Origin of the sequence: Fodinicola feengrottensis, assembly GCF_010993775.1 — a bacterium.
GTDB classification, from domain to species: Bacteria; Actinomycetota; Actinomycetes; order Mycobacteriales; family HKI-0501; genus Fodinicola; species Fodinicola feengrottensis.
In genome coordinates, this window is the sequence record NZ_WOTO01000039.1 from 59,063 (window position 1) to 85,798 (window position 26,736).

Below are 26,736 nucleotides of genomic sequence, written 5' to 3' on the forward strand. Positions count from 1 at the left end.
GACGTTGGGGGACCCGCTGCGCGGCCAACCGGCCGTCGACCGGCTGCTGAAACTGCTGGACCTGGAGCAGCTGGAGGTCGGTTACTTCCGTGGCGTGAGCCCGGAGGTGTCGCTGCAGCGGGTCTTCGGCGGTCAGGTTGCTGGCCAGGCACTGGTGGCCGCCAGCCGTACGGTGTCCGTCGAGCGCTCGGTGCACTCACTGCACGGCTATTTCATCCGCGCCGGCGACCCGGCCGTGCCCATCCTCTACACCGTCGAGCCAGTACGGGACGGCCGCTCGTTCACCACCCGGCGGGTCACCGCGATCCAGCACGGTCGTGCGATTTTCTTCATGTCAGCTTCGTTCCAGGTGACCGAAGAAGGTTTCAGCCACCAGAGCGAGCTGCCCGAGGGGGTGCCAGCTCCGGAGGAGCTCCAGCCGGTCTGGGATGTCGTACGCAGGAACCTCCCTCCGGACGCGCCGTGGAACGTGATGGACCACCCGATCGACCTGCGCTACGTCGGGGTGCCCGGCTGGGTTTCGGCCGGCACCCGGCCGAAGTCGGATCGGCAGCAGGTGTGGATGCGGATCGACGGGAAGCTGCCCGATGACCAGGCGTTGCACGCCTGCGCTTTGACGTACGCGAGCGACCTGACGCTGCTGGACTCGACGCTCGCCGTGCATGGCAAGACGTGGGCCGAGGTCAGCAGCGCCAGCCTCGACCACGCCGTCTGGTTCCACCGGCCGTTCCGCGCCGACGAGTGGTTCCTCTACGACTGCAGCAGCCCGTCGACCTCCGGTGGCCGCGGCCTCGCTTCCGGCCGCTTCTTCACCGCCGACGGCACCCACATCGCCACTGTCCTGCAGGAAGGCCTCATCCGCCCGGCCCGTCCCCGATAGCGTTCAGACGGCGGCTTGTATGGTGGCCCAGGCGGCAGTGACGTGGGCGCGGGTGGTTTGCGGGGCGCCGATGGCGAAGCGCAGGGTGTAGGCGCCTCTGACGCGGGTGTGGGTCAGGTAGAGCTCGCCGGCTGCGTTGAGTGTGCTGAGCAACTCCTCGTTGGCCGCGTCCTCGCCGCGCAATCGGAAGCACACCAACGAAAACTGGTGGTCGGTGACGATTTTTCGAAGCGGTCGTCGGCCTCGACGAGTCCGGCGAAATATTCGGCGAGGGCGACGCCGGAGCGTACGTGCGCGCGCATCCCTTCAGCGCCGTACCACCGGATGACGCTCCACAACTTCAACGACCGGAACCTGCGGCCCAGCGGCGCGTGCCAGTCTCGGTAGTCGATCACCGCGTCCCGACTCGGTGGCGGTATTTCGCAGATATTCCGGCAAAACACTGAGGGCGCCAATCAGTGCCGCGCGGTCGCTGGTGAAGAAGATGTCGCAGTCGAAGTTGGTGAGCAGCCATTTGTGGCCGTCCGTGCAATACGAGTCGGCCAGCTCGACCCCGTCGTGCGAGTCGCGCAGCTCGGGGCAGAGCGCAGCGGCGCCGGCATAGGCGGCGTCGATGTGCAGCCAGATGTTGTTGGCCTGGCACAGCTCACCGATGACCCGGACCGGGTCGACGGCGGTGGTCGACGTCGTACCGATGGTGGCCACCACCAGTGCCGGCGTGAGCCCAGCGGCCTTGTCGGCGGCGATCGCCTCGGCGAGCTTGTCGGTCCGCATCCGGAGCTTGTCGTCGACCTCGATGACCCGCAGTTGCGCGGACCCGACCCCGGCCATGTTGACCGCTTTTTCCACGCTGGAATGGGTTTCCGTCGACGTGTAGACAGTGAAGCGGCCGTTGGCGCCACGCTCGCGCACCTGCCCGCCGCTGGCCCGGTGCAGCGCCGCGACCACCGCGACCAGCGCCGCCGACGAGGCCGAGTCCTGGATGACACCGCCGCCGGCCGACGTCGATCTGTAGGCCGCTGGGAGGCCGAGCAACTCGGCCATCCAGTCCATCACCCGGGTCTCGACCTCGGTGCACGCCGGGCTGGTCGCCCACAGCATGCCCTGCACGCCGAGCCCGGCCGACAACATGTCGCCGAGCACGGACGGACCGGTGGTGGGAGCTGGGAAATACGCGTAAAACTGCGGATGCTGCCAGTGCGTGATGCCGGGCAGCACGATCTCGTCGAGGTCGGCCAACATGTTCTTGCTGAAGTCGGCGGACCGCTCGCCCTGCTCGGGCGGGTGAGCGGGCAGCCGGGCCGCGATCTCGCCAGGCGAGACCTGCGACAGGACCGGATATTTCTCCACTCCGGCCCAGTAATCGGCGATCCAGTCGACCACGGTGTGGCCATGGGCGCGGAACTCTTCGGGCGTCATGTGCGGCGAATCTGTCACGCCTTTCAGCGTACGGACGCCCACCGACATCGAATGCCCTTCAGGGCAGGGTCAGTGGGTAAGGTCAGCGATCGCGACGACCTTCTCGATGCGTACGCGTACGAGCAGCTCGCCCGGCGCCGCGTTGCGCTTGCCGTAGTCCTCGGCCGCTTCGGCGCCCATATAGCGGCCGCCGAGTCGGGTTCCCCAGGTCAGCAGGTCGTCCAGGTCTTCGCTGATGGTGGCGGTGCCCTGGATCGTGACGAAGGAGAACGGCGGGTGCGGGTCGTCGACGGAGATCGACACCCGCGGGTCGCGTACGAGCGATTTTCCCTTGACCGACGTCGAACCGGTCATGAAGACGATGTCGTCCCCGTCGAGGTCAAACCACACCGGCGCCACGTGCGGTCGGCCGTCGGCTCGTACGGTCGCGACCATCCCGGTCCGCGTCCCGTCGGTGATGAACTGTCGCCACTCTTGCTCGGTCATCGGGTGCGCTGCCATATCGGTCACCCTAGCTCCGCGCCCCGCGTCCCGCTCTCTCGGTGTTGATCTTGTTTAGTTGGCCTACCCAAAGCGGACATGCGTACGAAATATCCCTTTTGGATAGGCTAACTAAACAAGATCAACAACGGGAAGCGGGACGGGAGAATAGCAGGTGGGTGGCGGAGGGAAGTGGGTTTCCACAGGGGGAAGGGGGATCCACAGATTGCGGTACGGGCGCGGTGAACCAGGGGAAGCGCTGCCAGGTTTGGGGGCATGGCGAAAGAGAAACCGCTTCCTGCGTTGCCGGTGGGATTCCGGCGGGAGATCGCGCTTGAACGTGGGGTAAGCGCGAGGCAACTCCGTGGAGCGCGATTCGAGCGACTCTCGTACGGCAAGTATGTCGTTCGTGGTCGGTCTGGCGACGGGTGGCAGGCGCTGCTCGCGGCTCTGCCGCCCAGTGCCGCAGTTAGTCATGTTTCTGCTCTGCGGCTGCTCGGTTGTCCCATACCGTGGCAGCTCAGCGAAGACGAATCGCTACATGTCACGGTGCCGCAAGGGCATGGGTATCCGCGCCATCCGCTCATCACCGCTCACGGCCGGATCCTGCCGCCCGAGGATCGGATGATCCTGGACGGCACCTCGGTGACCAACGCCGAGCGGACATTTCTCGATCTCACCACCGAACTGTCCGCCGAGTCTTTGGTCGTCGTTGGCGATGGACTGATTCGAGCCGGTTGGACAAGTCGCGACCACCTGCTTGCGCGAGCGGAGGCTGCGTACCGACGACGTGGCGCGCTTCTCGCCCGTAAGGTGACGCCTATCCTGGATGGCCGTTCTCAGTCACCGCCGGAAAGTATGTTGCGGTTTCGGATCATCAGCGACTATCTCCCAGCACCCGAACCGCAATGCCCAGTCACCACGGCATCCGGGGTGGTCGTCGGTCATTCCGACCTCGGTTGGAAACGGTGGCAGGTCGCCGCCGAGTACGAAGGACGACACCACGCCGACGATGATGAGCAGTTCGGCTACGACATCGAGCGATACACAGCAATGGCCGCCGCGGGCTGGATCGTGTTACGGGCCGCCCGCAGCGACCTGCGCGACGGCAGTCGCCGCTACCTCGCGCAGGTCCGCCGCACCCTCGCCAGCCGCGGCGCCCCCTGCTAAGTACAAAAACGTTGTTGATCTTGGTTACTTTGCCTACCCAAAGCGGACATGCGTACGAAGTATCCCTTTTGGATAGGCCAACTAAACAAGATCAACAACGGGAAGGTTAGCGGATGTGCAGGCCGGAGATGGCGCGGGAGATGACCAGGCGCTGGATTTCGCTGGTGCCTTCGAAAATGGTGAAGATCTTGGCGTCCCGGTACATTCGTTCGACGGGGTGTTCGCGGCTGTAGCCGGCGCCGCCGAGGATTTGTACGGCGCGCTCGGCCGACCAGACGGCGACCTCGCCGGCTTTGAGCTTGGACATCGAGCCTTCGGCGGCCTCGAAAGGCTTACCGTTGCGGCCCATCCAGGCGGCCCGCCAGACCAGCAGCCGGGCGCAGTCGATCTCCATTTTCATGTCCGCGAGGGTGAACGCGATCGACTGGTTGTCGATAATCGGCCGGCCGAACTGGACCCGATTTTTGGCGTATTCCAAGGCATAGTCGTACGCGGCGCGGGCGATGCCGACGGCCTGTGAGCCGACCGTCGGGCGGCTCAGCTCGAAGGTCTGCATGGCGGCCTGCGAGCGGCTCTGCTGGGGCGCCTTGCCGGCCTTGACGTCGCGGGCACGAGCCAGCCGCTCGTCGAGTTTGTCCTTACCGCCCAACAAACACGAGCCTGGCACGCGTACGTCGTCAAGGAAGATGTCCGCGGTGTGCGAGGCGTGCAGGCCGAGTTTCTTGATTTTACGGGTGGATTCCAGGCCTGGTGTGCCAGGTGGCACCACGAAGGCCGCCTGCCCGCGAGCCGCCAGCTCTGGATCGACGGACGCGACCACCACATGTACGTTCGCGATGCCGCCGTTGGTGATCCAAGCCTTCTGTCCGTTGAGGACCCACTCGTCCTTGGCCTCGTCGTAGCGGGCCCTGACCTTCATGGACGACACGTCGGAGCCGGCTTCTGGCTCTGATACGGCGAAAGCGGCGACCTTGGGATCGTCCGCGTCACCGAAACACTGCGGCACCCATTCGGCCAGCTGGTCGGGCGTACCAGCGGAGAAAATGCCGGCGACGCCAAGCATCGTGCCGAAAATCGCCAGCCCGATGCCGGCGTCGCCCCAGAACAGCTCCTCGTTGGCGATCGGCATCGACAGACCGGTCGGGTCGGCCCAGAAGGTCGCCATCGTTTCGAAGCTGTACAGCCCGATCTTGGCCGCCTCGGAGATGATCGGCCACGGCGTTTCCTCGCGCTCGTCCCATTCCGAGGCGGCCGGGCGCAGTACCTCGGCGGCGAAACCGTGCACCCAGTCGCGCAGGTCCCGCTGGTCTTCGTCCAGTTCCAGGGAAAAGGTCATCATCTCACGCTTTCGGGATGTCGAAGTAGTTGGTCAGCCCGGCGCCGAGCGCGAGGTCGCCGGCCAGCTGCAGCTTTTTCGTCATGAACAGGGTCGGTCCGGAGGCGTTTCCGGACACCAGCCTGAGAAAGTTGACACCGTCGGTGGTGATCGTGAGGCGCGGCTGTCCCTCACTGCCGGGGCCCACGGTGCAGCCGCCGTTCGCGATGTGCAGCTCGTACCGGTCGTACTCACCGTCCGGGCGGCCGCTGATCCGCCACCGGATGATCGCGTCCATCGAGGTGATCTTGTCCTTGCGGACCCGCCGGGCCATCTGCGCGAAGATCTCGTCGAGCACCAGGTTGCGGTGCTCGCCGGTCATCAGCTGCTCGAGCTCGTCCTTCGGGGTCGTCTTCACCAACCGGGCGAGCTCGGCCGCGTCCATGTTCGCGAAGTCGAGTTGGCTGGGATCGAACGTGGTCATCTGGCGTCCCTTCTTACTTACCAGTAAGATTACTGCGGGTAAGTTTAGGACCTGATGGATAGAGTGCGCAACGTGACCGGGAAGACCAAACGGCTGCCACGGTACGTACGTGAGCAGCAGATGTTGGACGCGGCGGTGCAGATGTTCGCCCGCCGCGGCTACCACGCTGCCTCGATGGACGAGGTGGCGGAGCTCGCGGGTGTGTCCAAGCCGATGGTCTACCTCTATCTCGGCAGCAAAGAGGAGCTCTTCCTGGCCTGCATCCGCCGCGAGGCGGGCCGGTTACTGGACGCGTTCGCTGGCCAGGTTAACCAGGCGGATGCTCCTGACCAGCAGCTTTGGCACGCGCTGCGGGCCTTCTTCGTGCTGGTCGCGGAAAATCGGGATTCGTGGCGGGTGCTGCACCAGCAGGCGCCGGCGCACGGCGAGCCGTTCGCCGGCGAGGTGGCCGCGATGCGTACGGCCATCATCGCCTTCGCGGCCGACCTGATCGACCAGAACATCCGCTCGCGGGGCGTGTCCGAGGCCACCGAGCACGACGTGTCCGCGCTGGCCCACGCCCTGGTGGGGGCGGGCGAGTCGCTCGCCGACTGGGCCACCGAGCACCCGGACGAGGACCCCGCGACCACCGCTCGCCGGCTGATGAACTTTGCCTGGATGGGCCTGGACAACCTGCTGCACGGTTCCATCTGGCGGCCCTGAGCGCGCTAGAGGGTGTGCAGATGGCCTGCGAGGTGCGGAGCGCGGCCGGTGACCGAGAAGTCCCAGCCGTCGGGCGTACGCGATGCCGAGAAAGTGGCTCGGCTGGGGAGCGGCAGCGGCTTGGCGAAGTCGACGGCCACCTCGTACGAGTCAGGTAAGCGCGAGTCCAACGTGGCCAGGCAGCGGGCCTTCGTATACATCCCGTGCGCGATGGCGGTCTTGAAGCCGAAGAGCCGGGCGGTCGCCGCGTGCAGGTGGATGGGGTTGCGGTCGCCGGAGACGGCGGCATAGCGGCGGCCGGTGTCGGCTGGCAGCCGCCAGATCGCGGTCGGGGGTCACCGCGACGGGCCGGTCGGACGACCCGGACCCAGACGACGTGCGGTGCAGGTACGTGCTGCGGCTCGTCCATGCCAGGCCGTCGCTAGTGTACGCCTCGGACATTATCGCGAACTGGATGCCGCGCCGGTGCTCTGCCAGATCCGACGCGTAAACCCGCAGCTCAAGTGTGTCGTCGGCGGACAGCGGCCGGATCTGGGTGATCACATTCCGGATGTGTACGAGGCCCATCAAGGCAAACGGGAAGGCCCGGTCCGACATCAGCCGCATCGCCATCGGGAAGGCCAGCATGTGCGGATAGGTGGACGGCAGGCGGTCGCTGGTCGGGAAGCCGCAGACCTGCGCGTACGCGGCCAGATGCGGACGCGAGACCGTGACACCGGGCATCGTGAGCGACGTGTCCGGCAGGATCCCGCCCGTCGGCCCGAGTCCCGGAAGGCTGCGCATAAGGACGGTCGCGTACGTACGAGCGAGGCTTGGTTGTTCAGTGACCAGCATCAGGCCCCCAGCAGACTCTGGCCGCAGACGCGCACGACGCAGCCGCTGACGCCGGCCGAGCCGGGGTGCGCCAGCCAGGCGATCGTCTCGGCCACGTCGATCGGCAGGCCGCCCTGCGCGAGGCTGTTCAGCCGCCGGCCGACCTCGCGAACCGTGACCGGCATGCTCGCGGTCATCTTCGTTTCGATGAATCCAGGCGCCACCGCGTTGATCGTGGCGGGCAGGGAATGCAGCCGGGGCGCCAAAGTCTGGGCGAGGCCAATTACACCCGCTTTGGTGGCACCATAATTCGTCTGGCCAGCGTTGCCGGCGATGCCCGCGATCGATGCCAGGCCGACGATCCGTCCGCCCGTACGAAGCACCTGGTGCTCGACGAAATGGTCGTTGATTCGCGCCGGTGCCACCACATTCACCGCGAGGACCGAGTCCCACTGGGCCTCGCTCATCCGGGCGAGCGTCTTGTCACGGATGATGCCGGCGTTATGGACGACGATGTCGACGCCCTGATGTCGAGTCGACAGGTGCTCGGCGAGCGCGGCCGGCGCCTTCTCGGCGGTGATGTCCAGCTGCAGGCTCGATCCGCCGACCGCGTTGGCGACTCGTGACAGGTCCTCGCCCTGCGCTGGTACGTCGAGGCAGACGACGTGAGCGCCGTCGCGGGCCAGCGTTTTTCGCGATGGCGGCGCCAATTCCGCGGGACGCACCGGTCACCAGGGCGACTTTGCCGGCCAGTGGGCGGTCGTGGTCTTGCACTTGCGGTATCTCGGCCACGCCGACGCGTACGACCTGCCCGGAAACGTACGCGGACTTGCCGGACAGGAAGAACCGCAGCGTCGATTCCAGTGCGTCCTCGGCGCCCTCGGCCACGTAGATCAGCTGTGCGGTGGCGCCGCGTCCGACCTCTTTGCCGAGCGATCGTACGAAGCCTTCCAGCGCTCGCTGAGCGACCGCCTCGGCGACGTTTTCTGTTGACTCAGGCGCAGTTCCGAGGACAGGGACGCGCCCGGATGGACGCACCGACCGGACGACCGGATGGAAGAAGTCGTAGAGCTCGCGCAGCTGCTCGGGGGCAATGATCCCGGTCGCGTCGAAGACGAGTCCGTATGGCGAAGCACTGTCCGCCGTTTCGATACCAATGGCTTCCAGGGTCTTCGTCAGGGTCGACAGCAGTCGGCCGTGCCCGCCGAGCAGCACCGGCCCGGCCGCGATCGGTTGGCCGGGCTCGTACCGGCGAAGGCGGACCGGCCGGGGCAGGCCGAGTCGCTGGGCGACTGCCTTGCCTGGACCGGAGGAGACGAACTGCTGGTAGAGATCGGCCATACCCCATCCTTACTTGCGAGTAAGTCTACTCGCAAGTATGGTCGGTTTCACCCGCTCTCGCCAGTGCCAGGAGACTCGTATGAGCCCGCAGATCCGCCGCGTGGGCATTGTCGGCGGCAACCGCATCCCGTTCGCTCGCTCCAACAGCCGGTACGCGACGGCGTCCAACCAGGACATGCTGACCGCGGCTCTCGACGGTCTGATCAGCCGGTTCTCGTTGCAAGGGGAGTTGCTGGGCGAGGTCGTCGCGGGCGCGGTTCTCAAGCACAGCCGCGATTTCAACCTCACCCGGGAAGCCGTGCTCGGCAGCAAGCTGGATCCGCGTACGCCCGCGTACGACGTGCAGCAGGCCTGCGCGACCGGGCTGGAGACGGTGACGCTGGTCGCGAACAAGATCGCGCTCGGCCAGATCGAGGTTGGCATCGCCGGCGGGGTGGATACCGCGAGCGACGCGCCGATCGGGGTCAACGAGGATCTGAGGCGGCTGCTTTTACGTTTCAACCGCGCGAAAACTCCACTGCAGCGGCTGGCCCTGGTGGGATCGCTGCGGCCCTGGCAGATCGTGCCGGAGATCCCGCGCAACGCTGAGCCGCGGACGGGCATGTCGATGGGTGACCATGCGGCATTGACCGCCGCCCAGTGGGATGTCGGACGGCAGGAGCAGGACGAGCTGGCCGCGGCGAGCCACCAGCACTTGGCGGCCGCGTACGACGACGGATTCTTCGACGACCTGGTCACACCGTATTTGGGGCTGACCCGCGACCAGAACCTGCGGCCCGATTCTTCGGTGGAAAAGCTGGCGAAACTCAGACCCGCGTTCGGAGATCGGGACACCGGCACGATGACTGCCGGCAATTCCACTCCGCTGACCGACGGCGCCTCCACCGTTTTGTTGGCCAGCCAGGAATGGGCAGAGGAGCACCACCTGCCCATCCTCGCCTACGTTGGTGACGTACAAGCCGCGGCCGTGGACTTCGCGCTCGGCGAGGACGGGCTGCTGACCGCGCCGGTTTATGCGGTGCCCAAGTTGCTTGCTCGCGCCGGTCTGTCGCTCGCTGATTTCGACTACTACGAAATACACGAAGCGTTCGCCTCACAGGTGCTGGCCACCTTGAAAGCCTGGGAAGATCCGTCTTTCTGCAAGGAAAAACTAGGCCTTCCCGGAGCTCTGGGCACTGTCGATCGTACGAAGCTGAATGTGCACGGTTCCTCGCTTGCCGCCGGTCACCCCTTCGCGGCCACCGGCGGCCGGATCGTCTCCACGCTGGCCAAGATCCTGCACGAAAACGGCGCAGGCCGCGGGCTGATCTCGATTTGCGCCGCCGGCGGCCAGGGCCTGGTCGCGATCCTGGAGACCTGACCCCTACCTGATTTTTCCAAAGAACGTACGGATGCCGGCGACCAGCGAGGCCGGCGCTGCCATCGCGACCATGTGGCTGCCGCTGCGCCCATCGCCCCAGTCCACAATGGAGTTTCGTCGCTCGGCGATCCGGCGTAGCGCCGAAGATCCACCATGAGAGACGCCAGTTGGTACGGCGGTCTGGTCGATCGGCATTCCGGCGGCGCCCTCATAATAGGTCCACGACGAAGACGCCGCGGTCTCGGTGAGCCAGTAAATGCTCGCGTTGGTAAGGATTTTGTCCCGGTCGATCGGCTCGGCCGGCTCCGCCGGTCGGCCAGCCATCGAATTCCTTGAACCTTTCCACCAAAAAAGCCAGCTGTGCCACCGGTGAATCGGTGAACCCGTACGACAACGTCTGCGGTCGGTTGGTCAGATAGGGCCCGTAGCCGCTGCCGCCGGTGAAGTGTTTCGCCATTTCAGCGAGGCTCGCGGTCTCCTCGGCGGTGAGTCCGGCGAACTCGGCCGGATCGCCGGTCGGCACCCCGAGGCCGGCGGTGATGTGTGAACCGACCACGTGTTCGGCGTCGATGACGGCGAGCTGCGGGGTCACGAGCGCGCCGGCATCGTTGCCGTGCGCGCCATATCGCTGGTAGCCGAGCCGGCTCATCAGCTCGGCCCAGGTCTGGGCGACCCTGGCGATGCTCCACGGCCGCTGGTCGGCCGGCGCCGGAAAGGGAGAGAAAGCGAATCCGGGCAGGGAGGGCGCGACCACGTGGTACGCCTGCGCCGGGTCGAGCCCGTGCGCTCGCGGGTTGGTCAGCGGGCCGATGATGTCGAGGAACTCGGCGACCGTGTTCGGCCAGCTGTGGGTGAGGATCAGCGGCAGCGCGTCTGGTTCTTGCGAGCGTACGTGCAGAAAATGCACCCGCTGGCCGTCGATTTCGGTGGTGAACTGGGGAAATTCGTTCAGTTTGGCTTCCCATTCGCGCCAGTCGTACGCATCGCGCCAGTAGTCCGCCAGCTCGCGGAGGTAGTCGACCGGCACCCCTGCGCTCCACCGGGCGCCAGGCAGCGCGGCCGGCCAGCGGGTGCGCGCCAGCCGTTGCCGCAGGTCATCGATGCGAGCCTGGGCGATCTCGATGCGGAAGGAGCGGATCTCGGGTGACATTGTCGTCCTCTGGTCGTGGTCGAACCTTGCTGTTGATGACCACACTAGGGGCGGTAGGGGACAGCTTCTGTCCTCTACTTTGCCATTGTCAGGGTGCGTTCGTGGGCTGGCTTGGTCGCGAGCCACGCCAGTGCGGTGGCGAGGACGTACGCGCCGCCGACCGCGATCAGCGGTGCTGTCAGGGCCGGCCCGCCGGTGGCCACCAGCAGCGATCCGAGCAGGGCCACGCCGAGTGCCCCACCGGCCTGCCTGGCAGCGTTGAGCACGCCGCTCGCGAGGCCGGCTCGGTCCGCGTCCAGCGCGCCGAGCGCGACCGAGGTCATCGCCGGCATGGTGAGCGAACACAGCCCGAGCACCGCGGATCCGGTGATGATGACGGCGATTGACGGGTGCGGCCCGGCGAAACCCAGCATCAGCGCGCCGATCGCGCCGCAGGTCATGCCGGCCAGCATCGGCGGACGGGGACCGAACCGCGCGGTGAGGCGCCCGCTCGCGGTGGCGCCGACGCCGATCATCACGGTTAGCGGGAAAAGCGTACCGCCGGCCGCCAGCGCGGTCAGATGATGGCTCTGCTGCAGGAAAAGCGACAGGCACAGCAGCGCCCCGTACAAGCACAGATTGAAGAGCAGACCGAGCAGTACGGTCGCGCTGAAGGCGGCAGACCTGAAGATGGACAGCGGCATCATGGGCGCGGCCGACCGACTTTCGGCCCAGCCAAAGGCGCCCGCGGCCACCGCGCCGACGGCGAGCAGGACCAGCGTCAGCGGGCTCAGCCAGCCGCTGTGCCCCGCCTCGATGCATCCGGCGGTCGCGGCGGTCAGCCCGACAACGCCGGTGATCATGCCGGCCACATCGAATTTGCGTGTGTGGGTAAGGGAAGTCTCAGGTACGGCCCGGAGCAGCAGCACCACGGTGAGGGCGCCGATCGGGAGGTTGGCGAGGAAAATGATCCGCCAGCCGGCGAATGCGACCGTCAGGCCGCCAAGGACCGGACCAGCGGCGAGGCCGAGGCTCGCGATCAGTCCCCAGACCCCGAGCGCCCGCGCTCGCTCGCGACCGGTTGGGTAGAGCCGCGCCAGCAACGTCAGCGAACAGGGCAGCAGGGCCGCCGCCCCGATTCCCTGCACGGCCCGGGCCGCGACGAGGACTCCCAAGGTGGGCGCCGCCGCGCAGGTGGCCGACGCGATCGTAAAGAGCAGCAACCCGGCGAGATAGATCCGCCGGGCGCCCCACTGGTCGGCGAGCGAACCGGTGGTGAGCAGCAGGCCGGCGAGCGCGAGTGTGTAGCTGTCCACGATCCACTGCAGCCCAGTCAGCGTCCCGCCCAGGTCCTGTCCGATCGCCGGCAGCGCGACGTTGACGATCGTCGCGTCGAGCTGGATCAGCAGAAATCCCATGCAGATCGCGATGAACGCCATCTTCGGTTTCGTTGTGACCATGTGTTCTGACGCTAGGCCCGGAACAGTTCGGCCCCCGCCGAACTCATGGGCGTACGCCGCTGGCCACCTTCTCGGTCAGCGGTGTTTTGACAGTTCGGCAGTGGCCCGGGTTAGCGTAGGGGCTGAACCTTGGGTCAGGAGGCTGCTATGCGCGGACCGGTACGGATCGGCAACTTCTCCGGCTACCTGGGCGACCGCTTCACCGCGATCGACGAGGTGATGGCCGGCGATCCGGTGGACGTGCTGATGGGCGACTACTTGGCCGAGGTCACCCTCGCCGCGCTTTCCGGCCGGGACGGCCGCCGCGGGTATGTCAGCTACTTCCTCGATCAGATCAGGCCACATCTGGCGGCGATCGCTGAGCGGGGAATGAAAGTCGTCACGAATGCCGGCGGCTTCGACCCCGCTGGCCTGGCCGACGCGCTCTTGAAAGCGGCGGCAGAGGAAGGCGCGGACGTACGGGTGGCATATGTCGAAGGCGATGATGTGTTGTCGCGGCTGCCGGAATATGAGCGCGCTGGCCATTTAATGGAGAACCTGGACTCCGGTGAACCGCTGTCGGCATGGGGTTTGGAACCGTTGGCAGCCAACGCGTATTTGGGCGGCTGGGGAATTGCCCGCGCGCTCGCCGAGGGTGCGGACATCGTGGTTTGTGGCCGAGTAACCGATGCGTCCCTGACGGCCGGGCCGGCCGCCTGGTGGCACGACTGGGCGTTGACGACTGGAATGCGCTGGCCGGAGCCGTCACCGCGGGTCATGTCATCGAATGCGGTCCGCACGCCACCGGTGGGAATTTCTCTGGATTCACCACGATCCCGCACCTGCTGGTGCCAGGTTTCCCGATCGCCGAGATCGCCGCGGACGGCAGCAGTGTGATCACCAAGCACGCGCGCGACGGCGGCGCGGTCACGGTCGACACGATCACTGCCCAGCTGGTGTACGAAATTCAGGGCCCGCGCTATTTGAATCCCGATGTCACGGTCCATTTGGACACCGTCGAGCTGGCGGCGACCGGTCCGGACCGGGTGGAAATCCGTGGCGCCACCGGCTCGCCGCCGCCACCGACCACCAAGGTCGCCGTTTTCGCCTTGCTGGGTTACGAAATCGTCAACACCATATTTGTCACCGCGCCCGAGGTGACCGCGAAGATCGACCTGCTGCGAGCCCAGATCGGTCGTGACCTGCCGGCCGGTGTCGAGCTGAGTTTTACCCGGATTGGTACGGCCGCTGACGATCCGCAAACACAGTGGGACGCGACGGTCGCGCTCCGGGTGATGGCCACCGCCGCCGAGCGCGAGCCGCTGGCCCGCTTCGGCCTGGCTCGTCGCCTCAGTTCGCTTTACTTGCAAAGCATTCCGGGATTCTTCCACGACGGCGCTTCGCAGCTGACCGGTACGCCCAAGCCGCGGATCGACTACTGGCCAGCGCTGCTACCGCTGACCGCGGTCGATCATCGGACGTTTTTCGAAGGCCAGACGTACGAAATCTCGCCGCCCGAGCAAAGCGAAACAGCGCCGCAGCCGGTCCATCCGGAGCCGGTTGGCGCTCTTTCGCCGGAGGACGTGCGAAATCTGCCGCTCGGGACTGTCGCGTACGCACGCAGCGGAGACAAGGGCGGCAACAGCAACGTTGGCATCTGGGCCCCGGACGAGCGGGTCTGGCCGTGGCTGCGGCTGGCACTGTCCACAGTGGAGCTGCGGCGGCTCGTACCGGAAATCAAGGAGCTTGAGGTGATACGCCACGAGTTCCCGCACCTGCGTGCGGTGCATTTCGTGCTGCGTGGGCTGCTGGGCACCGGTGGCTCGGCGAACCTGCGGGTCGACCAGGTCGGCAAGGCGGTGGGAGAGTATTTACGCGCCAAACACGTGCCTATTCCGGTGCGGCTGTTGTCCGAGCAGGGGAGTGTCGATGTCACTGACTGACCGTCTCGCCAAGGCGGCCGCCAACCCGGCCACCGACGACGACTTCGACCCGCGCGCCACGCTGGCCGAGGTGCTCGCCGGCATCGGCGTCGACCTGGCCGACACCGGCGGGAGTTTTTCCTTCCAAGGCGCCGATCCAGTAGTGCCGAGCACGTTGCGGTTGGGAGCCGCGTCGGCGATCGCGTTGGCGGCGAAGTCGGCCACCATCGCGAAACTGTGGCGGCTACGCGGCGGGCCGGGCCAGCACATCGGGGTCGACCTGCGGGTCGCACCGCACCGGCTGTGCCCGTTCTATGACCGAAAATGGGAGCTCCTGAACGGATATCCGCCAGGCTCGCCGGCGAACGCGACCAACGCGCTCGGGTTGGCGTTCTATCGTACGGCCGATGATCGCTGGGTGATGCCACTGAACCTCTACCCGAAAATCAAGGTGGCCGCACAGAAACTGCTGAATGTGCCGGACGACGCCGATGCCGTCGCGGCGGCCGTGGCTCGCTGGCGAGGACGCGAGTTGGAGGAGGCTGGAGCGGCCGCCGGGGTGGTGATGCCGATGCTGCGCAGCACCGAAGAACTGCTGACCGAGCCGCATTATCGGGACGTGCTGGCTGACCTCCCGTTGATCGAGATCACCAAAATCGGGGACAGTGAACCGGTCCCGTTGCCGCCCGGCGCCGCGCAACCACTGTCGGGCGTACGAGCGCTGGGAATGGGACACGTCATCGCTGGGGCCGGAGTGGGGCGGGCGCTCGCGCTGCATGGCGCGGACGTACTCAACCTCTGGCGGCCGTACGAGCTGGAACACGATGTCACGTATGCCAGCGCGAATGTCGGCACCCGATCGGCCACCGTCGATCCGCGTTCGTTGGAAGGAAAGGAAAAGATCCACGCACTGCTGGCCGGCGCGGATGTTTTCTATGCCAACCGGCGACCTGGATATCTGGATCAGATCGGTCTCTCGCCGCAAGAGGCCGCGGCCGTACGCCCCGGGATTATTCACGCGACCGCCTCGCTGAACGGGCCGCACGGGCCGTGGGCGGATCGGGTCGGTTTCGACCAGACGGCCGGAAGCCTGGTCGGCATGATGACGTTGGAGGGCGGGCGACGGCGACCGGCCCGCGCTGCCGCCGATCATGGTCGTCAACGACTACGTCACGTCGTGGCTGATGGCCGCGGGCATTGTCGAGGCACTGGCCCGGCGGGCTGTCGACGGCGGCAGCTACCGCGTGCATGTTTCGTTGACCCGGGCCGCATTGTGGATCCTCAGCATGGGCATCTTCGACCGGCCGCGCGCGCTGCGGACCGCTGGCCAGGGGACCGAGCACGCGTATCTCGACCCGGAGACCTTCGTCGCGGACACCCCGCTTGGCCGCTACCAGGGTGTCACCGACCAGGTGTCGATGTCACAAACCCCCGGGCACTACGACACGGTGCTGGTGCCGCGCGGCTCCTGCCGGCCGGAGTGGCTCGCCGGCTGAATTCGGGCTCAGCCGTCGGATTGTTGACAATCGGACAGTCGGCTCGTACGTTGCGGAGACCGCCCGGAGAAGGAGAGGCATGCCCCGATACATCACCATCTCCCTGGACAAGCGCGGCGTGACCTGCCGCGCCCGCCTGCTCGACGAGGAGGCGCCGCGTACGTGCGCCGCCGTCTGGGACGCCTTGCCGCGGTCCGGCGACGCCTATCACGCGAAGTACGCCCGCAATGAGGTTTACACACTGCTGCCGGCCTTCGCGGAACAGGCGCCCGGCCCGGAAAATCCCACCGTGACGCCGATCCCGGGCGATGTCTGCTATTTCGGTTTCGAACCTTGGCAAATCGGCAACGCGTCTTACGGCTACGACCAAGGGAGTGAGGCCCACAGTGGTGAGCACGTGGTCGATCTCGCGCTCTTCTACGGTCGCAACAACCTGCTGATCAACGGCGACCAAGGCTGGATCCCAGGCAACGTTTTCGGTGCCATTGAAGAAGGTCTGGCCGAGATGGCCGCCGCCGCGCAGGACCTTTGGCTGCGTGGCGTGGAAGGTGAGACATTGTCCTTCCGACGCGCCGACGTTTAGACCTTCTTGGCGGCGAAATCCAGCAGTTCTTCAGTGAGCTGGTCCTGATGCGTCAGGTAGATGGCGTGCGGCGCGTTCGGATAGACGGCGAGCCGGCTGCCGGGCACCAGGGCCGCGATCCGCTGGCCGCACAGCTCCGGCGGGGCGGACACGTCGTGGGTGCCCTGGACCACCAGCGTCGGCACGGTGATTGAGACCAACTCAGCCCGGAAGTCGGCTTCCAGATTGGCTCGGTAGCAGTCCATCGCCGCCTGGAGTGACACCCGTAGGCCGTCCCGCTGCGTCCATTCCTGACTGGCCACCGAAACGTCGCACCCCGGCACGTCCACGCCGACGTACGGCCCGATGTTTTCCACGCCCCACTGGGGAAGATCCTTCTTCATACTGTCTCGAAGCAGGTCTGTGAGCGCCGGATCGATGCCGTCCGGATTGTCGTCGGACCGCAGCAGACGCGGCATGGTGGACCCGACCAGCGCGACGCCGCGCGACGCGCGCTGACCCATGCCGGCTGAGGTAGCGAACCACTTCGCCGCCGCCCATGGAATGCGAGATCACGGTGACGTTGGCGAGGTCCAGATGTTCCAGTAGCGCGGCCAAATCGTCGGCCAGTGTGTCGAAGTCGTACCCGCGGCCGGGGTCGTCGGACCGGCCGTGGCCGCGCCGGTCATAGCAAACTGCCCGAAAACCGCGCTCGGCGGCGGCGAGCATCTGGTATTGCCACATGTCACCGCTCAAAGCCCACCCGGCCAGGAAAACCACCGGCGCGCCGGTGCCCCAGTCCCGGTAGAAGAGGTCGGTGCGGTCAGTCGTACGCAATGTCGGCATCAGTATTCCCTCGCTCACACGGGTTCGTCGATGGAGGGAATTTTGGCAGCCCGGCGTCACTCGCGCGATTACCCGTGAGGTGATGCCTGATGGCGCAGGGGGCTACTCGATGCTGTCGTCTGACGCCTTTTTTGATGCGTACTCTGGAAAGAAATCGTCCAAGAGATCGGCAATAAGCTTCGTCGCACCGAACAACGAGTTGCTCGCCCACTCGCAGTCGTCATACAGGAGCGTGGGATTGCGGGCGTCCCTGAGTCGAGGATCGTCTGGGCGGATCCGCGCTATTTGGCAGAAGGCAAGAGTGCGGTCGGCGGCAGCACACATCATCGACCAGGCGATTAGTTCGGTCTTCAGTGCTTCAGGCGCCAGCCGATCGTTCGACTGGGCGGACTGGAAGGAGATCCAGCTTCGCCTGATCTCCTCATCGTGAGGGGTCGCCGTTGCCGTGCCTGTACGCAGGAGAGGTCGATGCCAGCGAGCCTCCGCGAAGGCGCGCTGGCGCAGCAGGTGGCCCGCGCTGAGAACGAGGAGGCGAGCCGGATCGAGCCGAAGACGGACTTCGCTCGGCCGCCATCGATGGATCCAGTCCAGAAACAGTTGGGTGGCGTCGATTTCGCGGGACCAGGTCCACAGGTCACGAGCCGTCTGCATTCGGCTGATCGGTGGGTCGACCAAGGCTGTGTCTCCTTGACTCGTGGACTAACAGGGTGGTGGGCCCGGGTGCCGGCGCTGGCCCCATCGCCGGCACCGGGCGGTTCAGGCCGGCCGGGCGGTCGGTGGGACCCTGCGGATGGCGGCCGCGACCGGGGTGTTTTCAAGTATCCGCAGCAAAATCGCCTCGACTTTGACGGTCGGGACGTCGGCGAAGGTGTACGCCTCGCCACTTGCCGGCATCCAGGCGATGTGCGCGACGCTGGCCCGGGAGTGCAGGCGGCTGCACCACTGGTCGTACCGCTCCGCCCACATCCGGTCGGACAACGGTCGCGGCGCGGCTACGGCGAACATCGCGCGCATGCCACGCATCCCCAGCGGCCCGGTGAGCCGGTGGTCGTACGGCATCCCGGCGGCTCAGATCAGCGACGCGTGGACCGCGCGCACCCGACCGCGTACATGATCGGCGACCGTACGCCACCGGCCGTCGTCTTCGGTGCGGATCAGCGGGTGTGAGCAGAGCCGGCATTTGCGCAGCTCAAGGACCTCGCCGGCGGGCCGGCAAAGGATGCCGAGGCGTTGCCCCGGCTGATGGTGGTGGGTGTCCCGCATGGCTACTCCCGGATGGCGGTGGCTTTTGTCGTGCAACTTCACTGAGCGCTACCATCCCACTGCAAAGGTGGCAGCGCAAGTCTAGCTAGAGAGAAGTTGCAAAAAATGACAGACGACCGTGAGAACTGGCAGGATTACCGGTGGCCCGTTCCTATATCCGCGCAAGGCGCATCGGCATCGCGTTGCAGGGTTTCCGCAAGGATGCCGGCTTGACGCTGGAGCAGGTGGCCGCCGAGCTGTCGATGAACAAGTCGACGATCAGCCGCATCGAGGCCGCCCAGACGGTGACTCGACCGCAGACCGTCCGGATGATGCTGAATTTGTACGGCATCCAAGACAAAGACGAAGTCGAGCGGTGGGCGCAGCTCGCCAAGGAGGCGAAAACCAAGGACGCCTGGTGGTCCGGCTTCGACCTCCCCAACCGCCTCGCCGACCTGGTCGCCCTGGAGACGGACGCCATTTCGATCTCCGTCTACGAGGCGTCGGTGGTCCCGGGAATTGCGCAGACGGAGCGGTACGCGCGAACAATAATTGAGGATCAGGCGCCCGTTCCGCTCACCGAGGCAGTGATCAACGAGCGAGTCGAGATTCGTATGCGCCGCCAAGAACGGCTTGTAGCAGACGTCGACCCACCGCAGGTTGCGATAATTTTGGACGACAGCGTGCTCCAACGCTCGGTAGGTGGCCCGGAGGTCATGAAAGACCAGGCCCAGCGCCTTATTGAACTCGGACATCGACCGAACATCACTGTTCAGATCGCGCGAATAGCGGACGGAGTCCATCTTGCGCTGCCCGGCTCGGTGACGCTGCTGGAGTTCAACGACCTTATGCCGGCAAGCATCTACCTCGATACCGTGGCGGGTGATTTGCTGATCGACGCCCCCGAAGCTATTCAACGGGTGCAGCGCGCGTTGAAGGCGATCCGGTCCCATGCTTTGTCGCCGGACGAAAGTCGCCGCCTTCTTGAGATTGCGGCAAAATAGGAGTATCACCCATTGAGAGAAAGGACTCCACGATGCTGGCCCCAACGTGGCGCAAGTCCAGACGTAGTCAAAGCGACAACAACTGTGTTGAGGTCGCGGACGTACCGAGGATTTTGCTCGTGCGCGACTCCAAGCTCGGCGAACAATCCCCTCTCATCTGGGCTTCGACCCAGCTCGGTGGCGTACTTTCGTGACTGCGGTGAAAGTTGACGGTTTCACCGCCTAACCAGTTCCGTTTCGTACGGCCTCGCAGGTCATCCTGTGGGGCTGTACTCGTCGGTGCATGACGCCCCGCTTACGCGCGCTCACTTGGTACGCTGAACACTCATTGCGGGCTGCATCACGGGTGGAGGACTACACGTGGCCAAGGTCATCGTCCCTGTCGGCTTCGACGGCGGCCCCCTCTGGGACGGCGAACCCGAAAGCGGCACAACCGCGCCGACGGAGTTCGAGATTGCTACGCCCACCAGTGTCGTGTCCCTCAGCTTGGACGAGTACAAGGTCTGGTTGCTCAGCTTCGCCGACCCGGAAATGGCCAACCGTTGTCAGTTTGATCGAGTCCATCTCGAACGTCTGGCGGACCTTGAATTTGCCTCCGATGGACAGGCAGTGGTGGAGTCCCTCTCTAAGCAGGGCCTCCTTGCCGAGTTCGACCCCGAGGGCCCGTCCGGCGTCGAGTTCCTGAAGCGCTACCGGCTTTTTCCCAACGGGGATGCGATGGGAAACACTGGCGATGAGCGGCACTACTACCGTATTGGCCGCGAAGGACGCGTGCTGGTCAAGGTCATGTGGGCGGTGTACGTGATGTGGCAAAGCAGCGTCTACTACCCGTCACTTTGGGACGCGCTGACCGAGTATCACCAGACTCTCGACGAACCGTTGCTTGAGCTCGACCAGATGGCGCAGCTTCTCGCTGCATCGGTTCCTGGCATCGTCACCAACCGGTGCGGGTTCGTGCAGGCGACATGAGTGGTGCCGCCGCAGGTCGGGGGAGACGCCGAGACGATTCGTCTGTCCGGGGCTACTGCGCGTTGGTGGGGTGACTGAGAAGAAACAGCAGGACGACTTTCTCAAGGACACCAAGAAATCTGGCCTGCGTACTCTCGCGCTGACGCCGATCCAGTGGGTGACCAGCACTTTCACCACCACAGCTCTCGCGGGATCGCTGACAGTGCAGGCGTTGCTTGCCACGTCAGGCAAAACCGCCATCACTCTCGGCGTCGGTGCCGGACTCGCGCTGGGCATGGGTGCCTGGAACAAGATGCGGGATGCGCGGGCGGCCAGCAAGCAAATGGTCAAGGACCGGGCAGATGGCAAGGATCCCGATACACCGGCGTTGGAGAAGTTCAAAGAAACCGACGAATCCCTGGGTTCTCTCGGGCATCGTGTGCATGGCCTGCTCGCCACCACATCCCGGTTCGCGCGTAAGGCCAACCAGCGCCTAACGAACGTCGAGCAGGACACGGCTGCGCTCAAGGCGGCCGCCACTCAGCCAACAGGGGTCGGGCCGGAGGTCGAGCAGCAGTTTCAGGCCATGCTGGAGACCGCACTTGCTGCCGAACGCGCCCGAAATGACGCAGTGCGTGAGCAGGATCACCAGACAATCGTTCAGTTGAAGGGGGAGCTCGCCGAGGCGAGAGCGACCATCCCAGTTGGGACAGACAAGTGTCGCGCACGGCGCTCGACTGTCCGGGTTGGAGCAGGGCGCGGCTTCGAAAGAGTATGTTGACCAGCAGCTCGCCGCGCGGGATCAGGTGGCGGAGAATCGGCAGCGGGCTTTCGAGCAACGCAACCATACGTTGTTGGAAACGCACCAAAATCACGTCAGTTCTCGGCTCGATGAGCATGAGTCGCGGCTTGACCGCAATGACGAGAAAATGGGCGCGGTCGAAGGTGTTGTCGTACGCCATGGCGCCGGTCTTAAGCTTGCCGAGGCCGCATTTCGGAGCCTTGTCGGTGCCGCGCCGCAGCCGCCCGCATCACCACCAGCGGCCGCCCCAGCGCCGCTGTTGAGTCCGGACGATGCCGCACGCGCTCGCGGTGTTCAGGCTGGCGCCGAAGAACTTCGGGCGAAGGCGAACGCTTCCCGTCCGAAGCCGGCACGCCGGAGCGCCGCCCCCCCGCCACCCCAGTTTCCACCCCAACAGCCGCCGCGCAGCACCGCCACCGGCCGCCGACGCCATAATCGTACGGAACCGCCGAGGGTGACGTTCTGGGGGTGATTACTCCCGATTTCTACCCCACAACGTCACCCTCGCGAAGGCGCTACCAGCTGCGGCGGCGGGTGATGGCGGCGCGGATTTCGGCGATCATGCGCCGAGGGTTGTCGCGTACGTCCTCGACGCCGAAGCGCAGCACGAGCCAGCCGGCTCGCTCCAGCGCTCGTGCGCGATCAACATCGGCGCGCGCTGCTGTGCGATCCCAAGGTGATGTTCCCCGTCGTACTCGATGGCGATCTTGAACTCCGGCAGTGCGAGGTCGACGCGCGCGATCACGTTGCCCAGCACGTCCCGGACGACGACTTGGGGGGTCACCATGATGCCCACCGCGTGGAGCATCATCCGGGTGCGGGTCTCCCAGGGCGACTCAGCCCGCTCATCGGCGGCGAGCAGACTCAAGCGAGCGATCTTGACGCCGCGGCGGCCGGCTTTGATGGCGAAAGCGAGTTGCTCTGGAGTGCTTAGGCGGCGGTGCAAGATCGCGTCGGTTAGTGCGACGTGGTCGTAGTAAAGACAACGCGATGCGAGGTCGAACCACGTGCGGCTCACCGACGTAGTCCGCATCCCGTTGACGAGCCGGACGTCTCCGGAGTCGAATTGGTTCTTATGGACCCGAACTCCCGGCCGATGCCGAGGTCGGGGCGTCACACACACCGTGACATGTACGGGCGAGTGACCGGACTGACCGCAGGGCAGCGGCAACTGCCACTGCGCTGCGGCGGAAAGATGACTGAGCGCCGCATTGTGGCCGACTGCGGTGAGCGCGGCCTGATACGGCGTAGCGTCGGTGACGCCCCCGCGTTGGACGTAGACACCCCGAAAGGGACGGGACCAGCTGCCGTCTTCAGGCCGTGGTCGGTTACGCCGTCGGCCAGGGCCTTGGAGCGAGTGATGGGATCAGACATTTCCCCATAGTCGACTCAGCGCGTACGCCGTCTCGGGTTTTCCACAGGCAGACCTTGCGCGAGGGTGACGTTGTAGGGCTCAAATAGGGACAATTCGGCGCCAGAACGTCACCCTCGCGCAAGGGATCAGGTCAGGGAGGTGGTCCAGAGGGCTAGGGCTTCGTCGATCTGGGCGGGGGTGACGATCAGTGGTGGGATCATGCGTACGACGTTGCCGAAGGGGCCGCAGGTCAGCAGCAGGAGGCCGTTGGCGGCGGCCGCGGCGTGTACGCGGGTGGCCGTGGCGGTGTCGGGGGAGCCGTCGGCGGTGGTGAACTCGCAGGCGAGCATCAGGCCGAGGCCGCGTACGTCACCGATTTCCTTGTGATCGGCTGCAGTCGCGCGGAGTCCGGCGACCAGCCGCTGGCCTTGGACGGCGGAGTTTTCCACCAGTCCCTCGGATTGGATGACATCGAGCGTCGCGACGGCCGCCGCGCAGGCGACCGCGTTGCCGCCGTACGTGCCGCCTTGCGAGCCAGGCCAGCTTTTTTTCATCATCAGGGCGGCCGGTGCGGCGATGGCTGACAGCGGGAAGCCGGAGGCGATCCCTTTCGCCATCACGAGGATGTCAGCGCGGCTGTCGAAGTGGTCGTGGCCCCAGAATCGGCCGGTACGACCAAAACCGGTCTGCACCTCATCGAGAATCAGCTGAATGCCATAGCGGTCGGCGCGTTCGCGCAGGCCCGCGAGGAAGGCGGTGCTGGCGGGCACGTACCCGCCCTCGCCCAGGACCGGTTCGACCAAGAACGCGGCGGTGTCATCTGGAGCGGACTGGGTGGCGAGCAGGAAATCCAGCTCCCGCAAGGCAAACTTGGTCGCGGTGTCCTCGTCCCAGCCGTAGTGGTACGCGTGCGGGAAAGGCGCGACTGACACGCCGGCCATCAGCGGCGCGAAGCCGGCGCGGACCTTGGTGCCGGACGTCGTCAGAGAGGCGGCCGCGACCGTACGGCCGTGGAAGCCGCCGGAGAAGACGATGATGTTCGGCCGGCCGGTGGCCATCCGGGCCAGCCGGATCGACGCCTCGACGGCCTCGCTGCCGGAGTTCGCGAAGAAGAGCGTGTCGATGCCGGCGGGGAGCACCTCGCCGAGCCGCTCGGTCAGCGCGAGCAGCGGCTGGTGCATGACCGTTGTGTACTGCCCGTGGATCAGCTTCGCGACCTGCGCCTGCGCTGCCTCGACCACCCGGGGATGGCAGTGCCCGGTGCTGGTCACACCGATGCCGGCGGTGAAGTCCAGGAAACGGCGGCCGGCCGTGTCGAAGAGGTACACACCCTCGCCGTGGTCGACCACCACGGGAGTGGCCTGCTTGAGACGCGGGGACAGCTGTGTCATCGGCTCGGCGCTCCAGAGTTGTCGGATTGTCAACAATATGCATAGCATGGCCGGCGGAGCCGCACAATGTCACAGGCGGGTCACTCCCATGGTCCTGTACGGGGCGCTGCCTTGGTGGGCAGGATGGAGCTAGTTTTCGCCGAGGTAGAGGAGCGTGGCGTGCAGTCAGCGGAAAAGACCGTGATCCAGGCGGTCCATAAGGAGCTCTTCATCGACGGGAAGTGGCGTGCGTCGTCGACCGGTCGCAGCCTGCCGGTGGAGGACCCGTCGACCGGCGAGGTGCTCTGCGAGGTGGCCGACGCGGGCGTCGAGGACGGGCTCGCCGCGCTGGACGCGGCCGTTGCCGCGCAGAAGGACTGGGCCGCGTACGCACCACACGCGAGCGCGGCGAGATCCTGCGTCGGGCGTACCAGCTGCTTCTCGACCGCGCTGACGATCTGGCACTGCTGATGACGTTGGAGATGGGCAAGCCGGTCGCCGAGGCGAAGGGCGAGATCACGTACGCGGCGGAGTTCTTCCGCTGGTTCGCCGAGGAAGCGGTACGCATCGACGGCGGCTACGCGACCGCGCCCAACGGTCAGGGCCGTTTCCTGGTCATGCGCCAGCCGGTCGGGCCGTGTTTGCTGATCACACCGTGGAATTTCCCGATGGCGATGGGCACTCGCAAACTCGGTCCGGCGATCGCGGCCGGCTGCACGGTCGTCATCAAGCCGGCGGAGCAGACCCCGCTGTCGATGCTGGCCCTCACGGACATCCTCGCCGAGGCCGGCCTGCCCGCCGGCGTTCTCAACGTCCTCACCACCAGCGACCCCGGCCCGGTGATGGAGCCGCTGATCAAGGACGGCCGGATTCGCAAGATCTCGTTCACCGGCTCCACCGCGGTCGGCAAGATTTTGTTGGCACAGGCCGCGGACAAGGTGTTGCGTACGTCCATGGAGCTTGGCGGCAACGCACCGTTCCTGGTCTTCGACGACGCGGATCTGGACGTGGCGGTCGAAGGCGCGATGATGGCGAAGACCCGCAACATGGGCGAGGCTTGTACGGCCGCGAATCGCTTTTACGTGCAGCGCGGGGTGGCGCAGGAGTTCGGTCGCCGGCTGACATCGCGAATGGCTGAGCTGAAAGTGGGCCGAGGTACCGAAGAGGGTGTGAAGATCGGTCCGTCCGTTGATTGACAACGACGCGATCGCCAAGGTCGTCGAACTGGTCGCGGACGCGACCGCGGCCGGCGCCAAGGTGCTGACCGGCGGGTCCACAGTGGACGGTCCGGGCCACTTCTACCCGCCGACGGTGCTGACTGACGTGCCGCGCGATGCGCGGATGGGCCGCGAGGAGATTTTCGGCCCGGTGGCGCCGATCTCCGTCTTCGACACCGAGGACGAGGTGATCGCGGCCGCCAACGACACCGAGTTCGGTTTGGTGAGTTATGTGTTCACCACCAACATCAACCGGGCCCTGCGAGTGTCCGAAAGGTTGGAGGCTGGGATGATCGGCCTCAACACCGGCCTGGTTTCCAACCCGGCGGCACCTTTTGGTGGCGTCAAGCAGTCGGGCGTCGGCCGGGAGGGTGGCCGGATCGGCATCGAGGAGTTCCTGGAAGTCAAGTACGTCGCGGTTGGCCTGTCATGACGACGTACCGGATAGCCAGCATTCCTGGTGACGGCATCGGCGTGGACGTGGTAGCGCAGGCGCGGGAGGTCCTGGACCGAGCCGGCTCGCTGCACGGTTTTGACTTCGCGTGGACCGATTTCGACTGGAGCTGTGAGCGTTTCCTGAAGACCGGCGCGATGATGCCGGCAGACGGACTCGACCAACTCCGCGACCACGACGCTGTTTTCCTTGGCGCGCGATCGGCTTTCCGGGTGTGCCGGACCATGTTTCGCTGTGGGGGCTGCTGATCCCGATCCGGCGGGCCTTCCGGCAGTATGTGAACCTGCGGCCGGTCCGGCTGCTGCCCGGGGTGGTCAGCCCGCTCTCGCCGGACGCAGCGCCGACGAGCTGGAAATCGTGATCGTACGGGAGAACTCCGAGGGCGAGTATTCGCAGATCGGCGGCCGGCACAACAGCGGGCAGCCGGACGAGTTCGCCGTCCAGCAGGCGGTTTTCACCCGAGTCGGGGTCTCGCGGGTGATCCGCTATGCGTTCGAGTTGGCTCGTACGCGCGGGGGGACAGCTGTGTTCGGCCACCAAGTCCAACGGCATCATCCACTCGATGCCGTTCTGGGATGAGGTTTTCGCTTCCATAGCCGCGGAATATCCGGACGTACGCTCCGAACAGTCCCATGTGGACGCGCTGGCCGCCCGGATGGTGCTCCGGCCGGACACACTGGACGTGATCGTCGGGTCCAACCTCTTCGGCGACATCCTGTCGGACATCTCGGCGGCGATCGTCGGAGGTCTCGGCACCGCGCCAGCCGCGAATCTCAACCCGGAGCGGGATTTCCCCTCGATGTTCGAACCGGTGCACGGCTCCGCGCCGGACATCGCCGGCAAGGGCATCGCCAACCCGGTCGCGCAGATCCTGACCGGCGCGATGATGCTCGACCACCTGGGTGAAACCGCGGCCGCGGAAGCGGTCTCAGCGGCCGTCGACGCGGTGCTGGCCTCGGGCGTACGCACGCCAGACCTCGGCGGCAA

Annotated in this window: 30 protein-coding genes and 4 pseudogenes; 15 read left to right on the plus strand and 19 right to left on the minus strand. The window is 66.1% G+C overall.

Annotated elements, in window-relative coordinates:
• The first annotated feature begins 4 nt into the window (after positions 1 to 4).
• Positions 5 to 880, plus strand: a complete 876-nt coding sequence (locus tag GNX96_RS31105; RefSeq protein WP_163571573.1) for an acyl-CoA thioesterase — start codon at positions 5 to 7, stop codon at positions 878 to 880.
• Between the two features lie 3 nt (positions 881 to 883).
• Here GNX96_RS31105 and GNX96_RS56690 read toward each other — a convergent pair whose 3' ends face one another.
• Genes GNX96_RS56690 through GNX96_RS31115 form a run of 4 tightly spaced genes read right to left on the minus strand, consistent with a single transcriptional unit; the run spans position 884 to position 2,800 of the window.
• Entirely contained in the window at positions 884 to 1,075 is a 192-nt protein-coding gene (locus GNX96_RS56690; protein WP_279581975.1) for a hypothetical protein, read from the minus strand.
• Complete coding sequence (locus GNX96_RS65275; protein ID WP_390624184.1) at positions 994 to 1,275, minus strand: pyridoxal-dependent decarboxylase; 282 nt, start codon at positions 1,273 to 1,275, stop codon at positions 994 to 996. The genes GNX96_RS56690 and GNX96_RS65275 overlap by 82 nt, the downstream gene beginning before the upstream one ends.
• Positions 1,187 to 2,347: an aminotransferase class V-fold PLP-dependent enzyme gene (locus tag GNX96_RS31110; RefSeq protein WP_279581976.1), complete on the minus strand. Its 1,161-nt coding sequence runs from the start codon at positions 2,345 to 2,347 to the stop codon at positions 1,187 to 1,189. Before GNX96_RS31110 ends, GNX96_RS65275 begins: the two co-directional genes overlap by 89 nt.
• A 21-nt stretch (positions 2,348 to 2,368) precedes the next feature.
• Positions 2,369 to 2,800, minus strand: a complete 432-nt coding sequence (locus tag GNX96_RS31115) for a PPOX class F420-dependent oxidoreductase (RefSeq protein ID WP_279581977.1) — start codon at positions 2,798 to 2,800, stop codon at positions 2,369 to 2,371.
• Positions 2,801 to 3,055: 255 nt separating this feature from the next.
• Between GNX96_RS31115 and GNX96_RS31120 the strand changes: the two genes are divergently transcribed.
• Entirely contained in the window at positions 3,056 to 3,949 is an 894-nt protein-coding gene (locus GNX96_RS31120; protein WP_163571577.1) for a hypothetical protein, read from the plus strand.
• 106 nt (positions 3,950 to 4,055) lie between these two features.
• Here the strand turns inward: GNX96_RS31120 and GNX96_RS31125 are convergent, their stop codons facing one another.
• Positions 4,056 to 5,285 (minus strand): acyl-CoA dehydrogenase family protein, encoded by a 1,230-nt coding sequence (locus tag GNX96_RS31125; protein WP_279581978.1) that lies wholly within the window; start codon positions 5,283 to 5,285, stop codon positions 4,056 to 4,058.
• Between the two features lie 4 nt (positions 5,286 to 5,289).
• Positions 5,290 to 5,748, minus strand: coding sequence for an SCP2 sterol-binding domain-containing protein (locus GNX96_RS31130; RefSeq protein WP_163571581.1), 459 nt, complete (start codon positions 5,746 to 5,748; stop codon positions 5,290 to 5,292).
• A 72-nt stretch (positions 5,749 to 5,820) separates the two neighbouring features.
• Here GNX96_RS31130 and GNX96_RS31135 point away from each other — a divergent pair, with 72 nt between their 5' ends.
• Positions 5,821 to 6,450: a TetR/AcrR family transcriptional regulator gene (locus tag GNX96_RS31135; protein WP_279581979.1), complete on the plus strand. Its 630-nt coding sequence runs from the start codon at positions 5,821 to 5,823 to the stop codon at positions 6,448 to 6,450.
• A 5-nt stretch (positions 6,451 to 6,455) separates the two neighbouring features.
• Here the strand turns inward: GNX96_RS31135 and GNX96_RS31140 are convergent, their stop codons facing one another.
• The 3 genes and pseudogenes from GNX96_RS31140 to GNX96_RS31145 form a co-directional block, all read right to left on the minus strand.
• Positions 6,456 to 6,710 (minus strand): MaoC/PaaZ C-terminal domain-containing protein, encoded by a 255-nt coding sequence (locus tag GNX96_RS31140; protein WP_313885826.1) that lies wholly within the window; start codon positions 6,708 to 6,710, stop codon positions 6,456 to 6,458.
• The gene (locus GNX96_RS56695) at positions 6,601 to 7,284 is read right to left on the minus strand and encodes a hypothetical protein (protein WP_279581980.1); all 684 of its coding nucleotides are present in this window, start codon (positions 7,282 to 7,284) and stop codon (positions 6,601 to 6,603) included. Before GNX96_RS56695 ends, GNX96_RS31140 begins: the two co-directional genes overlap by 110 nt.
• Positions 7,284 to 8,604, minus strand: a pseudogene (locus GNX96_RS31145) (3-oxoacyl-ACP reductase). The gene GNX96_RS56695 and the pseudogene GNX96_RS31145 overlap by 1 nt, the downstream one beginning before the upstream one ends.
• Before the next feature lie 79 nt (positions 8,605 to 8,683).
• Here GNX96_RS31145 and GNX96_RS31150 point away from each other — a divergent pair.
• Positions 8,684 to 9,964 (plus strand): acetyl-CoA C-acetyltransferase, encoded by a 1,281-nt coding sequence (locus GNX96_RS31150; protein ID WP_163571584.1) that lies wholly within the window; start codon positions 8,684 to 8,686, stop codon positions 9,962 to 9,964.
• Between the two features lie 3 nt (positions 9,965 to 9,967).
• On the opposite strand, the gene GNX96_RS56700 is transcribed toward GNX96_RS31150, so the two are convergent.
• From GNX96_RS56700 to GNX96_RS31160, 3 genes are all read right to left on the minus strand, one after another.
• The gene (locus tag GNX96_RS56700) at positions 9,968 to 10,159 is read right to left on the minus strand and encodes a hypothetical protein (protein ID WP_279581981.1); all 192 of its coding nucleotides are present in this window, start codon (positions 10,157 to 10,159) and stop codon (positions 9,968 to 9,970) included.
• 13 nt (positions 10,160 to 10,172) lie between these two features.
• Positions 10,173 to 11,114 (minus strand): epoxide hydrolase family protein, encoded by a 942-nt coding sequence (locus tag GNX96_RS31155; protein ID WP_279581982.1) that lies wholly within the window; start codon positions 11,112 to 11,114, stop codon positions 10,173 to 10,175.
• Positions 11,115 to 11,188: 74 nt separating this feature from the next.
• A complete protein-coding gene (locus GNX96_RS31160; protein WP_163571586.1) occupies positions 11,189 to 12,532 on the minus strand; it encodes an MFS transporter in 1,344 nt (447 codons plus the stop codon).
• Positions 12,533 to 12,772: 240 nt separating this feature from the next.
• Between GNX96_RS31160 and GNX96_RS31165 the strand changes: the two are divergent.
• The 4 genes and pseudogenes from GNX96_RS31165 to GNX96_RS31175 form a co-directional block, all read left to right on the plus strand.
• Positions 12,773 to 13,953 (plus strand): annotated as a pseudogene (locus GNX96_RS31165) (acyclic terpene utilization AtuA family protein); the annotation flags it as partial.
• 162 nt (positions 13,954 to 14,115) lie between these two features.
• Positions 14,116 to 14,475 carry an AtuA-related protein gene (locus GNX96_RS67390; protein WP_452124495.1) on the plus strand — a complete coding sequence of 120 codons (360 nt, stop codon included), beginning with the start codon at positions 14,116 to 14,118 and terminating at the stop codon, positions 14,473 to 14,475.
• A complete protein-coding gene (locus tag GNX96_RS67395; protein ID WP_279581983.1) occupies positions 14,462 to 16,072 on the plus strand; it encodes a CoA transferase in 1,611 nt (536 codons plus the stop codon). The genes GNX96_RS67390 and GNX96_RS67395 overlap by 14 nt, the downstream gene beginning before the upstream one ends.
• Entirely contained in the window at positions 16,030 to 16,533 is a 504-nt protein-coding gene (locus GNX96_RS31175; RefSeq protein ID WP_163571588.1) for a DUF3830 family protein, read from the plus strand. Before GNX96_RS67395 ends, GNX96_RS31175 begins: the two co-directional genes overlap by 43 nt.
• On the opposite strand, the gene GNX96_RS65290 is transcribed toward GNX96_RS31175, so the two are convergent.
• From GNX96_RS65290 to GNX96_RS31200, 5 genes are all read right to left on the minus strand, one after another.
• Complete coding sequence (locus GNX96_RS65290) at positions 16,530 to 16,733, minus strand: alpha/beta fold hydrolase (RefSeq protein WP_390624185.1); 204 nt, start codon at positions 16,731 to 16,733, stop codon at positions 16,530 to 16,532. The two genes, GNX96_RS31175 and GNX96_RS65290, sit on opposite strands and share 4 nt — an antisense overlap.
• Before the next feature lies 1 nt (position 16,734).
• Entirely contained in the window at positions 16,735 to 17,358 is a 624-nt protein-coding gene (locus GNX96_RS65295) for an alpha/beta fold hydrolase (protein ID WP_390624190.1), read from the minus strand.
• A 102-nt stretch (positions 17,359 to 17,460) separates the two neighbouring features.
• Positions 17,461 to 18,033, minus strand: coding sequence for a hypothetical protein (locus GNX96_RS31190; RefSeq protein ID WP_163571594.1), 573 nt, complete (start codon positions 18,031 to 18,033; stop codon positions 17,461 to 17,463).
• A gap of 81 nt (positions 18,034 to 18,114) precedes the next feature.
• On the minus strand, positions 18,115 to 18,417 hold the full coding sequence (locus GNX96_RS31195) for a hypothetical protein (protein WP_163571596.1): 303 nt from the start codon (positions 18,415 to 18,417) through the stop codon (positions 18,115 to 18,117).
• Positions 18,418 to 18,426: 9 nt separating this feature from the next.
• Complete coding sequence (locus GNX96_RS31200; RefSeq protein ID WP_279581985.1) at positions 18,427 to 18,621, minus strand: hypothetical protein; 195 nt, start codon at positions 18,619 to 18,621, stop codon at positions 18,427 to 18,429.
• A 140-nt stretch (positions 18,622 to 18,761) separates the two neighbouring features.
• Here GNX96_RS31200 and GNX96_RS31205 point away from each other — a divergent pair, with 140 nt between their 5' ends.
• The 5 genes from GNX96_RS31205 to GNX96_RS56710 all read left to right on the plus strand — a co-directional run bounded on the left by GNX96_RS31205 (position 18,762) and on the right by GNX96_RS56710 (position 21,826).
• Positions 18,762 to 19,604, plus strand: a complete 843-nt coding sequence (locus GNX96_RS31205) for a helix-turn-helix domain-containing protein (RefSeq protein ID WP_163571598.1) — start codon at positions 18,762 to 18,764, stop codon at positions 19,602 to 19,604.
• 32 nt (positions 19,605 to 19,636) lie between these two features.
• Complete coding sequence (locus GNX96_RS65300) at positions 19,637 to 19,798, plus strand: DUF397 domain-containing protein (protein WP_163571599.1); 162 nt, start codon at positions 19,637 to 19,639, stop codon at positions 19,796 to 19,798.
• A 166-nt stretch (positions 19,799 to 19,964) separates the two neighbouring features.
• Positions 19,965 to 20,573, plus strand: coding sequence for a hypothetical protein (locus tag GNX96_RS31215; protein WP_163571600.1), 609 nt, complete (start codon positions 19,965 to 19,967; stop codon positions 20,571 to 20,573).
• 70 nt (positions 20,574 to 20,643) lie between these two features.
• Positions 20,644 to 21,333, plus strand: a complete 690-nt coding sequence (locus GNX96_RS31220; protein ID WP_163571601.1) for a hypothetical protein — start codon at positions 20,644 to 20,646, stop codon at positions 21,331 to 21,333.
• Between the two features lie 25 nt (positions 21,334 to 21,358).
• Positions 21,359 to 21,826 carry a hypothetical protein gene (locus GNX96_RS56710; RefSeq protein ID WP_279581986.1) on the plus strand — a complete coding sequence of 156 codons (468 nt, stop codon included), beginning with the start codon at positions 21,359 to 21,361 and terminating at the stop codon, positions 21,824 to 21,826.
• 43 nt (positions 21,827 to 21,869) lie between these two features.
• Here the strand turns inward: GNX96_RS56710 and GNX96_RS65305 are convergent, their stop codons facing one another.
• Entirely contained in the window at positions 21,870 to 21,962 is a 93-nt protein-coding gene (locus GNX96_RS65305) for a hypothetical protein (RefSeq protein ID WP_390624186.1), read from the minus strand.
• An 892-nt stretch (positions 21,963 to 22,854) separates the two neighbouring features.
• Positions 22,855 to 24,099, minus strand: a complete 1,245-nt coding sequence (locus GNX96_RS31230) for an aspartate aminotransferase family protein (protein WP_163571602.1) — start codon at positions 24,097 to 24,099, stop codon at positions 22,855 to 22,857.
• Between the two features lie 123 nt (positions 24,100 to 24,222).
• On the opposite strand from GNX96_RS31230, the pseudogene GNX96_RS31235 reads away from it, so the two are divergent.
• A pseudogene (locus GNX96_RS31235) lies at positions 24,223 to 25,728 on the plus strand (NAD-dependent succinate-semialdehyde dehydrogenase).
• Positions 25,725 to 26,736: pseudogene (locus GNX96_RS31240) on the plus strand (tartrate dehydrogenase); the annotation flags it as partial. The pseudogenes GNX96_RS31235 and GNX96_RS31240, both read left to right, overlap by 4 nt.